This window comes from Mesorhizobium sp. M1088, from assembly GCF_040318575.1.
In the GTDB taxonomy this organism is placed as follows: domain Bacteria; phylum Pseudomonadota; class Alphaproteobacteria; order Rhizobiales; family Rhizobiaceae; genus Mesorhizobium.
On the sequence record NZ_JAMYMO010000015.1, the window covers coordinates 23,132 to 36,342 of the forward strand.

Genomic DNA, 13,211 nt, shown 5'->3' on the forward strand with positions numbered 1-13,211 from the left:
GTCATCGAGGGGCCAGCTGGATCTCAACCTCGACTGTTTCCATTAAGTGTTCCGGCCAGCTTACACGCCATGACGCTTAGTATAGGCGGTTGTTGATCGTTTCGCTCAATTCCGGAGAGCGTTGCCTGATTCCTTCCGGATGTACCGGGACACCTTCTGCGGCGAGTTTTGTCGAACACCTCGGATGCTATGATTTTCGTCTCCGCAAGGGTGCCCGTCAAAATCGAAGATGATCAGTCCAGACCGAGGCCGATCGGAGGTCGTGATTGAGGATGCGACCGTCATTTCGGGTCACCCGGACGAATAACGGGCAACAAATCAAGTCCCTCGTGACGATGGACGACGACATCCGTTCCGTCCAACATGATGACGTCGTATGAGGGTGCAGCCGCGACGAATATGGGCTTGCCATATTGTTCCCAGTCCAGAACGATATGCTGCGCCGTGCCACGGCTGGCAGTGAAGGAGATTCCTGACAGACTGCCTGCTGCAGCGACATGCCGATGACCAAAGAGCATGTGGCGGACCGATGCGTTTTTCTTAACAATGGAAAAGAACCGCTCGGTCTCCTTCATGTCGCATGTCCTAAAGCAGGGCACATGCAAGTCCGATGGTGAATGGTGCATAGCAACCACGACTGGTCGGCCGGCGCCACGGACAAGCTGCTCTTGGAGCCATTCAAACCGGCCACCGTCGAGACAACCGCCAGGACTAATGTCGTCCTTCGTGTCGAGCAAGACGACGAGCCACTCGTGCAGGTCTACAGCCGCCTGAACGAAGCCTTCTCCGCCGAAGACGCCTCGAAACGCGGTGCGGTTGTCATGGTTGCCGATGGTCAGATAGACGGGGAGCCGGACGTCGGACAAAATCTCGCGCAAGAGCACGTAGGCGGCCGGATCCCCGGTGTCAGCAAGGTCTCCGGTAATAAGGATGAGTTTGGCATCTGCGTGTACGCGCGAGACGTGGTCCAAGGTGTCGCATAATCTCTGCGCCGGATCGATGCCGTAAAGCATCTTGCCAGGTGCGACAAAATGGGGGTCTGTTATATGAATGATTTTTTGCATTGCTCCACACTTACATAAGCCCGACTCCGGAAGGAAATGGGGCAAGAAACAGGTCTTAGGTTGGACCAGTAAATGACCATTCGTTATGGGGACCATTTATCGGCCACAAAAGCGACGATTTCAGCGGCGCTGACATGGACCGGGCGCCGCAATATGTTGCCTCGAGGCCCATTATGCGACCGCCTTCGTCGCTTCGTACACAGGCACCTCAAAATTTGTGCCATTTCCGCCCGTTCAGAGTGGACGGCTGCGTACCGCTTGCAATCGTTTCGGCCGGGCCGGTAGAATCCTCGACCTCCCGCTAGGTCACCTTAATTCATGGAGTTGGAGTGCGCCCCTCGGACCGGACAGGATGAACAAGCAGAATTGACTTGGAAGCCGGGCTTTCGAAGGATGGAAGCCCATGGTGACTTATCGCACGCACAGCATCGAGTTCAAACGTCAGGTAGTGCAGGAGTTCCTGTCCGGCGAGACGCTGCATGGTCTCGCCAAGCGGCACGAACTGCCGCGTAACCTGATCCGCATCTGGGTTCAGAAATACGAGGCCGGCTCCTTCGACGAAGACGTGGCGGCGGCCGACACGATGCAGACCTATGAGGCGCGGATCGCAGCGCCGGAGCGGCTGGTAGGCCGGCAAGCCTTGGAAATTGAGTTTCTAAAGGGGGCTCTGAAAAGCGCACCACGTCCGAGAAGCGGGACTACATCCGTGATCACCGGCCCGGCGGTGTCTCCATCGCTGAAGGATGCCGGCTGATGGGGATCGCGCGATCAACCTACTACGATCAGCCCGAAACCGCCGTGGATGACACAGCGCTCGTCGAGACGATGGGTGAGATCTCCGACAGCTTCGAAGCTTACGGCTATCGCCGCATGCAGGCGGCGCTGCAGCAGCGCGGCATCCTCGTCAACCACAAAAAGGTCAGACGGTTGATGCGCGAGCACGATCTGCAGCCCAGGATCAGGCGGCGCTTCATCGCCACTACGGAGAGCGATCACGAGTTGCCGATCTTCCCGAACCTGGCGAAGAACGTGACACCGGCCGGCCCGAACCAGCTCTGGGTGAGCGACATAACGTACGTGACGATTGCGGCGGGCTTCGTCTACGTCGCGGTCATTTTGGATGCCTGGTCACGCAAGGTCGTTGGTTACGCCATCGGTCGGTCGATCGACGCGCGCTTGACCGTTGCAGCATTGAAGGCGGCAACCGAACGACGAAAACCCCCGCCGGGCTGCGTCCATCACTCGGACCGAGGGTCGCAAGGCGGATTCAAGCGATCGTCGCAACACCGATTGTGTTCACTCACGACAGCAACTCGTCAAGCGCCTCTGCGGGCGTTTTCCAGCCCAGGGTCTTTCTCGGTCTGGCATTGAGGGCCGCAGCCACGGCGGCGATCTCGTCGGCGCTATGGATGCTCAGGTCGGTGCCTTTCGGGAAGTACTGACGTAGCAGCCCATTGGTGTTCTCGTTGGTGCCCCGCTGCCATGGGCTTTGCGGATCGCAGAAGTAGACTTGGACGCCCGCGTCGATCTTGAGACGATCGTGCTGAGCCATTTCGGCTCCCTGATCCCAGGTCAGCGAACGGCGCAGTTCTTCGGGCAAGGTGATGATGGTCCGCGTAATTGCGTCGCGCACGGCTTCGGCCCCGTGTCCCGCGAGAGCGGGTCCATTTTTCATGCGCGGAGCTTCGCCATGCCCCGCAAGCCGGGGAAGATGGAGTAGCATCGTGAAGCGTGTCGTACGTTCAACCAGCGTGCCGATCGCCGAGCTGCCAAGACCAAGGATGAGGTCTCCCTCCCAGTGACCCGGCACCGCGCGATCGGCCGCTTCGGCGGGGCGTTGACTGACCATGATCTCCGGCGAGACAAAGCTCTTGCCTCGCCTGAGTACGCGCGCCCTGGGGACCCGCAGCACGCGCCCCGTTCGCAAGCAGGCCGACAGTTCGCGGCGTAGCGCTCCCCGACCCTGAACGAAGAGGGCTTGATAGATGGCTTCGTGGCTGATGCGCATCGTCCGGGAAGTCGATCGGCAAGCGTCGGGCAATCTGCTCCGGGCTCCAGGCCCTGGCCCAGCGCCGATCCTTTCGCGGGCCATGCCAACGGCCCTTCCACGGAACGGCGGGACCAGGAACGGCGGCGCCGCTCGGGGTCATGACGACGCCGGCCAGTAGAGCCGACGGCGCGCGTCTGGCCTTCTTACGGATAGCGGCCCTTGGGGACGATCTCTACGTCGAATTCGCCACAGAGCGCGTCAACTCGCGGGTCGACGTAGAGTGCAGATCCGCGGCTCCAGCCTTCTCGCGCAAGCATTCGGCGTCTCCGCATGATCGACGCACGATGTTTGCACAAATGTAATGGCCGCTGCAAGAGTGATGCACGATGGACAGTGGTGGGGCACGCGTTGACGAGATGTCAAGCATTCAGGATTTTCGCTTCCTTGGCGGCGTTGAGAAATGCCACGCGCGCTACCTCCGGTGCGCTGCCGCCGCCGAGCACCTTCATGCACGCCATGCGAGCCTGGATGCGGCGCCCGGTTTCTCCAATGGGCCAGCGGTAAAGCAGCATTTCGGCGGCTTCGCGGGTGCTCGAAACACTGACTTTGCCCGAGGACAGCAAAACGGTCACGGGCTCTTCGAACGTGCCGACGTCTCGTTCGCTGGTCATAAACAGGTCTCCTTCCGCAACCCCCACAAGAGCTTACGGTCGAAACCTCCATTCCGTTGCGTCACGTTTGTCCCGGTGGGCGAACGTTCTGTGAGGATGGGACCTCGTCCAGAGCGCGGGCTTGATCGCTCTGACTAGACTCGCCAACGCGTTGCGGTCCTCAAATAGCGAGAACCGTCCTTATCGCTACCGGCCACTTGCCGGCGCAGGCATCCGCAGACGGAAGTCAATACTCATTTCTGAGGATGGAAATCTCGCGTGCAGATCGGCGAAGCTGGGCCAGAGGAGTGATCGTCATGACCGTTGCCCATGGCCTCGCCAGCGACCCCAGCGGGATGTGGCGGGTCGTCTTCTTGCCTGAAGAGCTGCATCTCTATGTGGAGTTCAATCGGCCAGGCGCCGGCACAAATCCCGTCGACTGGATGAGCCTCGACGACTTCCTTGCACGGCGCCCAAAAGATGCTCTCCACCAGCGGGCGCGCGACAGACTGGTCTCGCTTATTTGCAAGGCGCTTGGGGCCTGTCCCGGCTGACGCCCAACCGTTCTATCGACTTGGGAAATAGCCTATGCTTCTATCCCAAGGCGACGGGGGAAAGCGCTATGGGCAGGGGAAGAATGATCGCGGTTTTGGCCGCAGCTCTGGTGATTGCCGGTTGCCAGAACAGCGGGTACTTGCTCAAAACATACAGCGCTTCTGTCGCGCCCAAGCACGTCGTCCAGACCGCTGGCGGCTCATTCTGGGTCTTCGATCGTCCGGACCTTGGCAAGATCATGACAACGCCGTCGCCAGGGACAATCGCCGCGCCGGCGATCATCAGCGGAGCAACGGTCGGTCTGGTAAAGCTCGATCCAGTCGTTGCGGCGCACCAGGCTGTCGCCCTGCAGTACCTCGCTCAAACTGGCCGGACCTGCGAGATCAAAACCAGCGTCGAGATTTGGCGCCCGGAGTTTGAACACACCTACGTTTGCTAAAACTGAGGGTCGGGAGTCGCGAGCGCAAGAGCGAACCGTTGCTGCCTTGCGCATCGCCCTCTAGGCCGCCGGCGTCGAGTTCATCCCGGAGAACGGCGGCGGCGCCGGCGTGAGGCTCCGCAAACCTTAGCACTACTTTGGCAGATTTTTAGCGGAGAGGGTTCTGCAGCAGTGGGGACAACGGATTGGGGGCGGCTGCGCGAGCGCGGTGAGGATGGCTTGCCTGACGGCGGGTAGGCTCGGTTGGGGCGGCGGGCCGAGGATTCTTTTTTCCCCCTCCCGCTTGTTTGAGGCGGCGAGATTGCAGGAAGGCGTAGGCGATCATCGTCATCAGCGCGTGCCGGTGCAGGCCCGTCCATGAGCGCCCCTCGAAGTGGTCGAGGCCAAGTTCCTCCTTGAGCTGCTGATGCGCCTGTTCGCAGACCCAGCGCGCCTTGATGGCGCCTGCGATCTGCTTGAGCGAGGCGTCCGCGGGCAAGTTGGAGAGGTAGTATTTGCGCTCGCCGGTCGAGCGGTGCTCGCCGATCACCCAGACCTCCTCGCCAGGCAGATGCTGAGCGCCCATGTCGCGGATGCGCTGGGGTGGCCATCTGCAACCCGGACACGGACAGCGGCGAAGCGGGCCGAGAGGCGGCCTTTGGTGCCACGCCGCCAACTGACCGTCCGCCATTGGGCTTTTTCCAGCATCGCCTGCGCGGTCATCGACTTCACATCGGGGATATGCCGGCGGCGCGGGCGGCCGTGTCCGGCAACGGGGAAGATCATCGCCACGTCGGCGGCATAGACCTTCTGCTTGAACGGGATACCGACGGCCCAGGTAAGGCCGCGCTCGGTGAGCGCCTGCCGGAAGGGGGCGCTCAAGCCATATCCGGCATCGGCGAGCACGCAGCCAAAGCGTAAGCCGGCTGCGCGAGCCCGGTCGATCTCGGCCAGCGCGATTTCGGGCTTGGTCCTGTAGGCACGATGGTCCTCGGGCACACCGGCACGGTCGAGCCGGGCGGGATCGGAAGTCCAGCTCTCGGGCAGAAACAATCGCAGCCACTTCGCCAGAGGCCAGCGTCAGCGACACCAGCGTCTGGCAGTTGGCGTTCTTGCCAAGCGCCGAGGCATATTGCGGCGCGACGCCGACCGAGTGGCGCCCCTTCTTGGGGAGCGCGGTGTCGTCCACGATCAGCCACGCATCGTTCCCGCCAACTTGTTTGTCGGCCTCCGCGAGCAGCACCTTCTCCAGCGGCGCAGCATCCCACACGCCGCTCGCGATGAAGTGGTGCAGCTGGTCATAGTTGACGCCTGCGTCGCGCGCCGCCATCGGTTGGACGCTCTTGCGATCCCCAAGGCCAATCAGCCCAGCAATATAGGCCGGACACATCCGCGCACGCGTCTTGTGCCTCAACGCCGAGACGAACGGCTCAAGCCACCGCTCCAGATCGAGTTGCCAATCCCTGTTCATGGCCGGCCCCTCCAAAAGCCGACCTCTCATGAATCACGCAAAACGGCTCTTGGGAATCCTCGAAACGCTCCCGGAGCTAAAAATCTGCCAAAGTAGTGTTAGGCCGTAGACTCATTACTGCGCAGCCACACACCTGCTTTTCGCCATCGGACGAAGCGGTTGCAACCGGTGGTGCGCGGGCCATAGCGCTGAGGCAGGTCGCGCCATGGGGCACCGGAGCGCAGCACCCAGAAGATGCCGTTCAGCACGCGCCGATCATTAACACGCGGCACACCTCTTGGTTTGTTGGGTAGCAGCGGCTCGATCACCATTCAAGTTCTGTCAGACCATATCGGCTCATGGTAAGCCCTGAATCAGAATCCGGCCCGATGTGGAGTGTCAGTAGGACGTTTCGTTCGTCACCTGTCACCTTATCGAGCAGTGAAGAAAATGCATCGCACATTGCGCGGCGAACGTGCTCCGCAGTGATTTCCGGCAGAAGCTCTTGGTTGCGGTCGGGCCGAGCAAGGGGCGAGCTTCTTGCCGGGCCTGCGCCAACACCAGAGTGAGTTCGGGGCCGAGACAAGCTGTAGAACCTCGCCTGCTTGGAATGCTTCCCCTACCAACACAAAAACTCATTGCCCGACCGCCTGTGCCGATGATCTCCGGGGATACGCCACGACGCCTGCTTGATTTATGCGGGAGTCTCCCGACTACGTTGCTGGATGGGTAGCACGCCACAACTTGAAACGGTTTTGATCGAGATGATTGTCCAAGCTGCAGATTTTCCAACGGCCAGCTTCGATTCCGTAGCAGGCGACGGCGCCGATAAATCTGGAGGCCGAATACTCTTCAATGTTCGCGTTGACAGCCATGCGGATGTTCAGCGAGTTGTCGCGATCGCGAGCAAATCGGACGGGGGGATGACTCCTCTGCTTCTGCTGTTGGATCGTACGGGGACGTCGATCAAGATCCACGAGGTGCCGGGTGAGGACTACCCATTGGTAGTCTCCATCGCCCGTTGGGCCAATCAGCCCCTTCACTCGCAAGCCATTACCAGCGTCAATGTCGAGGTTACCCTGCTCCTGGACGCTGTCGCATCGGAAGCACGGCCGGAATAGCTGAATTGCGGACTCAGCCGATGTTAGCGGGGCCTACGCGTTATGAACGGGGCCCCACTCCTCCTGCTGCTTTGTGCATTCCACACTGCCATTTATGCGACTTTTGAGGCACGAAGCGTGAACATTGGCGCATAGAAGTCTGGTTTCTCACCGCCTTGAACTTCGCGCCAGAAGGGATCATTCGGCTGCGGTCCAGAGGCTTGGCGCGGGAGAGTAAACCCAGACCCGCGCCGGCTTTTCCACGAATGACTGCCAGGGAGATCAGCACCTGACGCAGAAGTCGGCTGGGCACTCCGGACCACGAATCCAACGCCGACGGGAGATTTAGGTACCGGGCTCGGCGTTGTCGCCACGGAAGTGGTAGCTGTCCACCACCCTCTCGCGAGCAGGGCCGAACAGTGGCGTCGAGAGTAGATCCTCCAGCTTGGCGTTGGCCGACCAGGGCTCGTCTATGAGGCACCAGTCAAGCAGGAAGTGGTCGCCATCTTTGGAGATCAGCAGCCCAACGCCGATCCGAGTTTTGAGATCGTACTTCGCCGCTTGGGTAAACAGTTTCACTGCGTTCGTTCTCATCCTGATCCCGTCCTCGCCAATGACTGGCCAGTCGGGATCCATACTTGCGACCATGAAAGTGCAATCGGTCATCGGGAACGCGAACCTGAATGGTCGACGAGGTGTTCCAGCCTTGCTAGCCTCGAGGGACACGACAAGCCGCCTTTTGAACTCGCGCCAGATGGATCGGGGGACGCGAGCGAACTCCTCCATGATCCGGTAGTAGTCCGTGCTCCTTTCAGGGTTGACGATGTGACTTTGGAGGTCCCGCATGATGTATGAAAGATCAAACCCGCCAAGATCCTGCACGAAGGCGCGCAACTTCTCGATCGATCCAGGCTCCGGCAAGTCCATCTCCGACAGGAACGCGACCATGATGTCGGGCTCCTCCACGACCACGCCGGCCTCGCGCAGTTGCGGCAGGACCAACTCTCGATATTCGAAGTACAGCCGCACGTCGTCGGGGACGCGCAGTTTGTCCAATATTCCCAGATAGTCGTGCGCGGCCACGATATGAATGAAACCCACCGTAGCCGAGACGTGGAACTTGGTCTCCCTGCAGTCCGCAGGCAGCAGCCGGCCAGGAAGGAAGACGACGATCTTCTTGAGGTCTAGGAGGTCGCCCCCTTCACCGCTATCTCGTGGCCCTGTGCGTTCGTGAGGCGGATCTCCTCGTGCTCGGCCAGGTATCGCACCGTGTCCTTGATCTGATCCGTCGCTTTCCGGAGCACCTTCCTCCGGAACCACTGTCGCTCAGCCTCAGGGTCCGACGTCTCCTCTGCCCGTTCCTTGAGCTGGAACACCATAGCCAATGATCCGATCTTCACCATTCCGTCCGCCAGTTCGACCTGCTGTTTCGGACGAGGGAAGAATCTCGTTTCGGAGAAGGTGAACTCCTTCCAGAAAGTGGTGGCATTGAGATGTGAAGTGAATTCTTCCAGCGTCATGTCGTACAGATAGGCTATTGCCGGTACACGTTGAAGTGCGGCTAGGGATCGTCAGCAATCAGATAGCCGCGCGTCGGTTACCGGAATTGAAAGAGAGATTCTCCTCGCAACCGCCGAGCTAGCTGTGAGCCTTCAGGAGGTTGTCCATTCGGCCCTGACCGAGAAAGCTGAGGTTATCGAAGCTTCAGTGATTCTCGGAGGACCGAATGAACATCCATAAGAATGCCCGTCTGACGCCGCTGCGTCGAGAGGAGATGGCCCGCGACGTTGTTGAAGGCCGTTTTTCCGAAGCCGATGCGGCGCGAACATACGGGGTGACGGCGAAGGTGGTGGCGCGCTGGGTGGAGCGCTTCCGGATCGAGGGAAGCGCTGGCATGCTCGACCGTTCCTCGCGGCCAAGACAAGCCCGAAGCGAACCCAAGCCGCGGTGGCGGATGCGGTCGTGGCGCTGCGCCGGCAGCGCCTGACCGGCAAGCACATCGCCATGCAAACCGGCGTGTCGGAGGCGACGGTGAGCCGGGTGCTGGCACGCGCCGGCCTGTCGCGGCTGAAAGACCTGGAACCGGCCGAGCCGGTGCGCCGCTATGAGCGCGAGCATCCCGGTGAGCTCATCCATCTCAATATCAAGAAGCTCGGCCGGATCGGCTCTGTGGGGCACCGCATCACCGGGCGATATCCTGGCGCGGTCAACCGCCATCTTTGGCATCGGCTGGGAATTCGTCCACGTCTGCATCGACGATGCCTCGCGCGTCGCTTTCGTCCAAGTCATGCCCGACCAGCGCAAGGAGAGCGCTGTCGCCTTCCTCGAAGCTGCCATCGCTTATTACGCCAGCGTCGGCATCAAAGTGCAGCGCGTGATGACCGACAACGGTTCATGCTACCGGTCAAAAGCTTTCCGGACAGCCTGCAAGCGTCTGGGTCTGCGTCAGATCTTCACCAGGCCCTACACGCCCAAAACCAACGGCAAGGCTGAGCGCTTCATCCAGACGAGCCTGCGTGAATGGGCTTACGCCCGAGCCTACAACACTTCTCATGAACGCACCGCCGAACTGCCATGGTGGCTTCATCGCTACAATTGGCACAGGCCACATGGCAGCTTACAATCAAAACCACCCATCAGCCGCCTCGGCTTCGATCGGGACAACCTGCTGAGGCTCCACAGCTAGCTAAGAATGAAAGCAGTCTTCACCTCGCCCCGGCCGATCAGCTTGGAGAAACGGCGATAGTCCGAAGAGGAGAGCAGAGTTCCTGCGCCAACCCGATCCGTGCCATTCCATTCTGATCCGCTGACGCATAGCGCTCACCAGACTGTCCGAACTGTGCTGAGATATATTCTTGGGGTCGATGCCTTCCTCGACTAGTCGCGGTAGGCGACGATCTCATTTTCCGTATGTATGCCAAGCTAGGGAAATTTTCGGCAGGGAAGTAAACTAGCAGGCCGTTGAAGAAGTCAGGCTCTTTCGCAAACGAAGCCTGACTCGTCAGCGTTGTGGGCGTAGAAATGGTCGACGAGGCGGCCTGCAGTTCCAAAGACAACCCAGCCGCGGCCACAGGCTGGGTTGGTCGTTCTCATCATGCCCCTGCCACGAGAATTCCGCGCAGGCTGAGCCATCGCGGGTGCCATATCGGACATCGAGGAAGCCCTTGAGCGCGCCGAAGGCGATCTCGCCATCCGCCGAGCCTTTGAATGTCAGATGCGCTTCCTCGACGAAATCGAGGAAGTCGTTATCCCAAACATCCATCTCGACGATGCGCCAGCGGCCGGCAACGGCCTTGGCGAAGCTGGGAACCTTGGCCATCAGCCGGTCTCCGCCATGAGCTTTGGCAGTCGCACCAGATTGTTAGGCAGCGGCTGCGAAGGTGAGGGCCCATCCGACACGGTCGCGACCGCGGCGACCGAGAAGTGATCCGTCGACAGAAGCCTCTTGACCTTGGGCTGCGTCAGCACCGCGCTCAGGAATTTTGCAGCGATGTCGCCCTCTCCAGCAACCGGTCGCGGTTCTTGGAGAACACAGAATGATCCCAGGCCGCATGTCAACGCCAATCCCGACGAACCAGCGGAACAGAAGGTCGTATTCCAGCCGTTCCATCAAAAGCCGTCCGAGCGGATCGAGTAGAACGCCTGTAGCAGCATCGCTCGCAGCAGCTTTTCCGGCGGGATCGAAGGCCGCCTCATCGGCGAATACAGCGCCGCCTAGTCCCGCTCCAACGCCGCCAGTGCCTCGTTCACAATCGCCCGAATGCGGCGCAACGGATGATCGCGCCGCACCCGAGCCTCGAGATCAACACGAGCCACTTTTTCAACAGTCTGCTAGTCATCGTCCTACTTCGCGCCGCCAGTTCCCAACAGTAACTTGGCCAAAGCAAAAATAATAGTGGCTACAGCAACGCAAAAAGCAATAATCAAAAAAATTCCCCCAGCGTTTAGATCTTCAATCCAAACGACAGCAGCCAAGCCGATCAAGAACCCAATAGCTCCGGCCGAACCGTACTGTAAGAAGTTCATCTATCCGCCCTTGATGCCGAAAGCAGACGCAATCTCCTTGCCGTATTTATTTGATACGTCTCGTATCTTTTTCTTGACATTATCCAAGTTCCATCCTGGTTTAAATAAATCGTTGTCACCCTGTATCTCGCCCTTCCAGGCGTTCATCGCGGCGACGAAATCACCGTATTCTTCGAACTTTGACATGTCCTCGTACAAGATTATTGGCTTCTCGTCTCGTATGCTTTTCCCTGGCGCCCAAGCAATCAAAAATGGTCCTTTCCCGTCAGGCGACCACCCAGCGCGCCTAGCGGAATCGATTGCGACCGTTGACATGGACAGACCAAAATTCGAAACAACTACCTCGCAGTCTTCCTTCTTTGATCCCGCGTTGAGTTTGTCGGAAATATTATCATCATTTATCGGCCAAACTGTAACCATCTGGTTGGCTGGCGACAGATCTAAGTTGAAAGCAGAGACAAAACTATTGAGATATGCCTGGCACACCTTAAGATGTCTATCTTTGTCAAACTCAGAAGCTTTAGCAGGAAATGCTAAAATGCCGTATGCCCCGAAATCTTCAGGAGGGTATTCTCCTGGTCCGCTGAACATCCGACTTGCCTTAACTCCTTTGGACAGTGTATTACCTACATCTTGCACTGCATTGGTTAATACCTGACCTATTTCTTTTATCGCCTTTAGATCCTTGAAAGGATCAGTAAACCAGTCGGCGTCAGCCTTGACTGATGAGAAGACCACGATGGGGAGGCAAAGCAGTAGAGCGGACAATTTCCGGGCCATAGTCGAAGCCTTATTGTTTCGAGTATTCCTGCATAACATTATCATACTGCGGTCCTTTTCCAAAACATTAGGAGGCCACAGGGGGATTGGGTCACGCCTTGACCCGGCATGCGGGAACCGGCGGGGGGAGCACCGCGCAAGGGAACGGGCGCACGACGCGGCACGGCGGCTATGCCGTCAGCCAGCGCGTCAGAAAGCGCATCGAAGAGGCGTTCGGCTGGATCAAGACGGTCGCCGGGCAGGAGAAGACAAGTTGCGCGGTCGCGACCGCGTCGAGTGGGCCTTCACCTTCGCTGCCGCCGCCTACAATCTGGTGCGATTGCCGAAGCTGCTGGCGGTGCCGGCATGACCGCGCCCGCGGGCTGCCAACTGGTCGGCCCCTGGCGGATCATCGAAGCCGATCTGTGGGATCGCAGCTACCTGAACCTCGGTAGACCCGCAACCATCACCGTCGGAGCCGACAACCATGGCGAGATCGCCTTTGGCGCCCTGCAAGCCGGCCTCGATCTCAGTTACAGCCCCTCGACGATCTTCTTCACATGGGCCGGCTTCGACGAGATGGATGAAGTCACCGGCGATGGTTCGGCCGAATTGGCTCGACGACGGCTCGATCGAGATCACATTCGCCTACCACAACGGCGACGAAGAACAGCCTGCTAACGTAAAAGGTTGTTCAGATAGTCCTCGCTCCCGAGGGCATAGCAGACCATGAGCCCGTACAACAGGATTGGAATTGTTGTCTGCTTGCAATGCGCCGGCGTGTTGGCCAGCAGCATTTGCGACCGCCGTTACGAAGAGACTGATCACAATAGCGACCAAGACCGAAATCCGGAGCGGGACAGCTTGAATAGACACATGCGAGCAATGTCGCAGTGTCCCCTGAGCCAGCATCTTGGCCGATGACTGCAAATTCCGCAGTGTGGTTCATGACGTTCCAGAAAGAAACGGGCCTGAACGGGTGCTTTACCCGCCAGAGCCCCGCAGACGTCGCTTCTCATCAGCGTCAGAAATCGCATCAATCTTGGTATAAATGTCGCCCAGCACCATCTCTGCCGAAGGGATTTTCGCCCGCAAGAAACTCAACGTCCTTATCACCGGAGCTTTTCTGGTTGGCGATGTACGTTGAGAAACCGACGGCACCACCAACAGGCTGTTTGTGCCGAACAACCCATAGATAT

Annotated in this window: 13 protein-coding genes and 8 pseudogenes; 8 read left to right on the top strand and 13 right to left on the bottom strand. The window is 59.3% G+C overall.

What is annotated here, in order from left to right; genetic code table 11:
• Positions 1–281 precede the first annotated feature (281 nt).
• The gene (locus NKH49_RS18835; RefSeq protein WP_352642645.1) at positions 282–1,064 is read right to left on the bottom strand and encodes a metallophosphoesterase; all 783 of its coding nucleotides are present in this window, start codon (positions 1,062–1,064) and stop codon (positions 282–284) included.
• Positions 1,065–1,467: 403 nt separating this feature from the next.
• On the opposite strand from NKH49_RS18835, the gene NKH49_RS18840 reads away from it, so the two are divergent.
• Positions 1,468–1,818 (top strand): transposase, encoded by a 351-nt coding sequence (locus tag NKH49_RS18840; protein WP_352828961.1) that lies wholly within the window; start codon positions 1,468–1,470, stop codon positions 1,816–1,818.
• On the top strand, positions 1,797–2,435 hold the full coding sequence (locus NKH49_RS18845; RefSeq protein WP_352927330.1) for an IS3 family transposase: 639 nt from the start codon (positions 1,797–1,799) through the stop codon (positions 2,433–2,435). The genes NKH49_RS18840 and NKH49_RS18845 overlap by 22 nt, the downstream gene beginning before the upstream one ends.
• On the opposite strand, the pseudogene NKH49_RS18850 reads toward NKH49_RS18845, so the two are convergent.
• Positions 2,365–3,229 (bottom strand): annotated as a pseudogene (locus tag NKH49_RS18850) (IS30 family transposase); the annotation flags it as partial. The gene NKH49_RS18845 and the pseudogene NKH49_RS18850 sit on opposite strands and share 71 nt — an antisense overlap.
• A 244-nt stretch (positions 3,230–3,473) precedes the next feature.
• On the bottom strand, positions 3,474–3,725 hold the full coding sequence (locus NKH49_RS18855; RefSeq protein ID WP_352642643.1) for a DUF982 domain-containing protein: 252 nt from the start codon (positions 3,723–3,725) through the stop codon (positions 3,474–3,476).
• Between the two features lie 296 nt (positions 3,726–4,021).
• On the opposite strand from NKH49_RS18855, the gene NKH49_RS18860 reads away from it, so the two are divergent.
• Together NKH49_RS18860 and NKH49_RS18865 are read left to right on the top strand one after the other, a co-directional pair.
• A complete protein-coding gene (locus NKH49_RS18860; RefSeq protein WP_352642641.1) occupies positions 4,022–4,258 on the top strand; it encodes a hypothetical protein in 237 nt (78 codons plus the stop codon).
• 83 nt (positions 4,259–4,341) lie between these two features.
• Positions 4,342–4,698: a hypothetical protein gene (locus tag NKH49_RS18865; RefSeq protein ID WP_352642639.1), complete on the top strand. Its 357-nt coding sequence runs from the start codon at positions 4,342–4,344 to the stop codon at positions 4,696–4,698.
• Between the two features lie 148 nt (positions 4,699–4,846).
• Here NKH49_RS18865 and NKH49_RS18870 read toward each other — a convergent pair whose 3' ends face one another.
• The 4 genes and pseudogenes from NKH49_RS18870 to NKH49_RS18885 all read right to left on the bottom strand — a co-directional run.
• On the bottom strand, positions 4,847–5,227 hold the full coding sequence (locus tag NKH49_RS18870) for a transposase (protein WP_352927281.1): 381 nt from the start codon (positions 5,225–5,227) through the stop codon (positions 4,847–4,849).
• A pseudogene (locus NKH49_RS18875) lies at positions 5,224–6,178 on the bottom strand (IS701 family transposase). The gene NKH49_RS18870 and the pseudogene NKH49_RS18875 overlap by 4 nt, the downstream one beginning before the upstream one ends.
• 89 nt (positions 6,179–6,267) lie before the next feature.
• Positions 6,268–6,488: pseudogene (locus NKH49_RS18880) on the bottom strand (transposase); the annotation flags it as partial.
• A 33-nt stretch (positions 6,489–6,521) separates the two neighbouring features.
• Positions 6,522–6,703, bottom strand: a pseudogene (locus NKH49_RS18885) (adenylyltransferase); the annotation flags it as partial.
• A gap of 179 nt (positions 6,704–6,882) precedes the next feature.
• Between NKH49_RS18885 and NKH49_RS18890 the strand changes: the two are divergent.
• The gene (locus tag NKH49_RS18890) at positions 6,883–7,248 is read left to right on the top strand and encodes a hypothetical protein (RefSeq protein WP_352643521.1); all 366 of its coding nucleotides are present in this window, start codon (positions 6,883–6,885) and stop codon (positions 7,246–7,248) included.
• A 324-nt stretch (positions 7,249–7,572) separates the two neighbouring features.
• Here the strand turns inward: NKH49_RS18890 and NKH49_RS18895 are convergent, their stop codons facing one another.
• Together NKH49_RS18895 and NKH49_RS18900 are read right to left on the bottom strand one after the other, a co-directional pair.
• The gene (locus tag NKH49_RS18895) at positions 7,573–8,310 is read right to left on the bottom strand and encodes a hypothetical protein (protein WP_352643519.1); all 738 of its coding nucleotides are present in this window, start codon (positions 8,308–8,310) and stop codon (positions 7,573–7,575) included.
• 101 nt (positions 8,311–8,411) lie between these two features.
• Positions 8,412–8,747 carry a hypothetical protein gene (locus NKH49_RS18900; protein ID WP_352643517.1) on the bottom strand — a complete coding sequence of 112 codons (336 nt, stop codon included), beginning with the start codon at positions 8,745–8,747 and terminating at the stop codon, positions 8,412–8,414.
• A gap of 206 nt (positions 8,748–8,953) precedes the next feature.
• On the opposite strand from NKH49_RS18900, the pseudogene NKH49_RS18905 reads away from it, so the two are divergent.
• Positions 8,954–9,913 (top strand): annotated as a pseudogene (locus tag NKH49_RS18905) (IS481 family transposase).
• A 284-nt stretch (positions 9,914–10,197) separates the two neighbouring features.
• On the opposite strand, the pseudogene NKH49_RS18910 reads toward NKH49_RS18905, so the two are convergent.
• The 4 genes and pseudogenes from NKH49_RS18910 to NKH49_RS18925 form a co-directional block, all read right to left on the bottom strand.
• Positions 10,198–10,546 (bottom strand): annotated as a pseudogene (locus NKH49_RS18910) (hypothetical protein).
• A 95-nt stretch (positions 10,547–10,641) separates the two neighbouring features.
• Positions 10,642–11,043, bottom strand: a pseudogene (locus tag NKH49_RS18915) (transposase); the annotation flags it as partial.
• A gap of 27 nt (positions 11,044–11,070) precedes the next feature.
• Positions 11,071–11,253, bottom strand: a complete 183-nt coding sequence (locus NKH49_RS18920) for a hypothetical protein (RefSeq protein WP_128287783.1) — start codon at positions 11,251–11,253, stop codon at positions 11,071–11,073.
• Positions 11,254–12,033, bottom strand: coding sequence for a hypothetical protein (locus tag NKH49_RS18925; RefSeq protein ID WP_352927286.1), 780 nt, complete (start codon positions 12,031–12,033; stop codon positions 11,254–11,256).
• A 149-nt stretch (positions 12,034–12,182) separates the two neighbouring features.
• Between NKH49_RS18925 and NKH49_RS18930 the strand changes: the two are divergent.
• Together NKH49_RS18930 and NKH49_RS18935 are read left to right on the top strand one after the other, a co-directional pair.
• Positions 12,183–12,382, top strand: a pseudogene (locus tag NKH49_RS18930) (transposase); the annotation flags it as partial.
• Positions 12,379–12,693 carry a hypothetical protein gene (locus tag NKH49_RS18935; protein ID WP_352642581.1) on the top strand — a complete coding sequence of 105 codons (315 nt, stop codon included), beginning with the start codon at positions 12,379–12,381 and terminating at the stop codon, positions 12,691–12,693. The pseudogene NKH49_RS18930 and the gene NKH49_RS18935, both read left to right, overlap by 4 nt.
• The last annotated feature ends 518 nt before the right edge of the window (positions 12,694–13,211 follow it).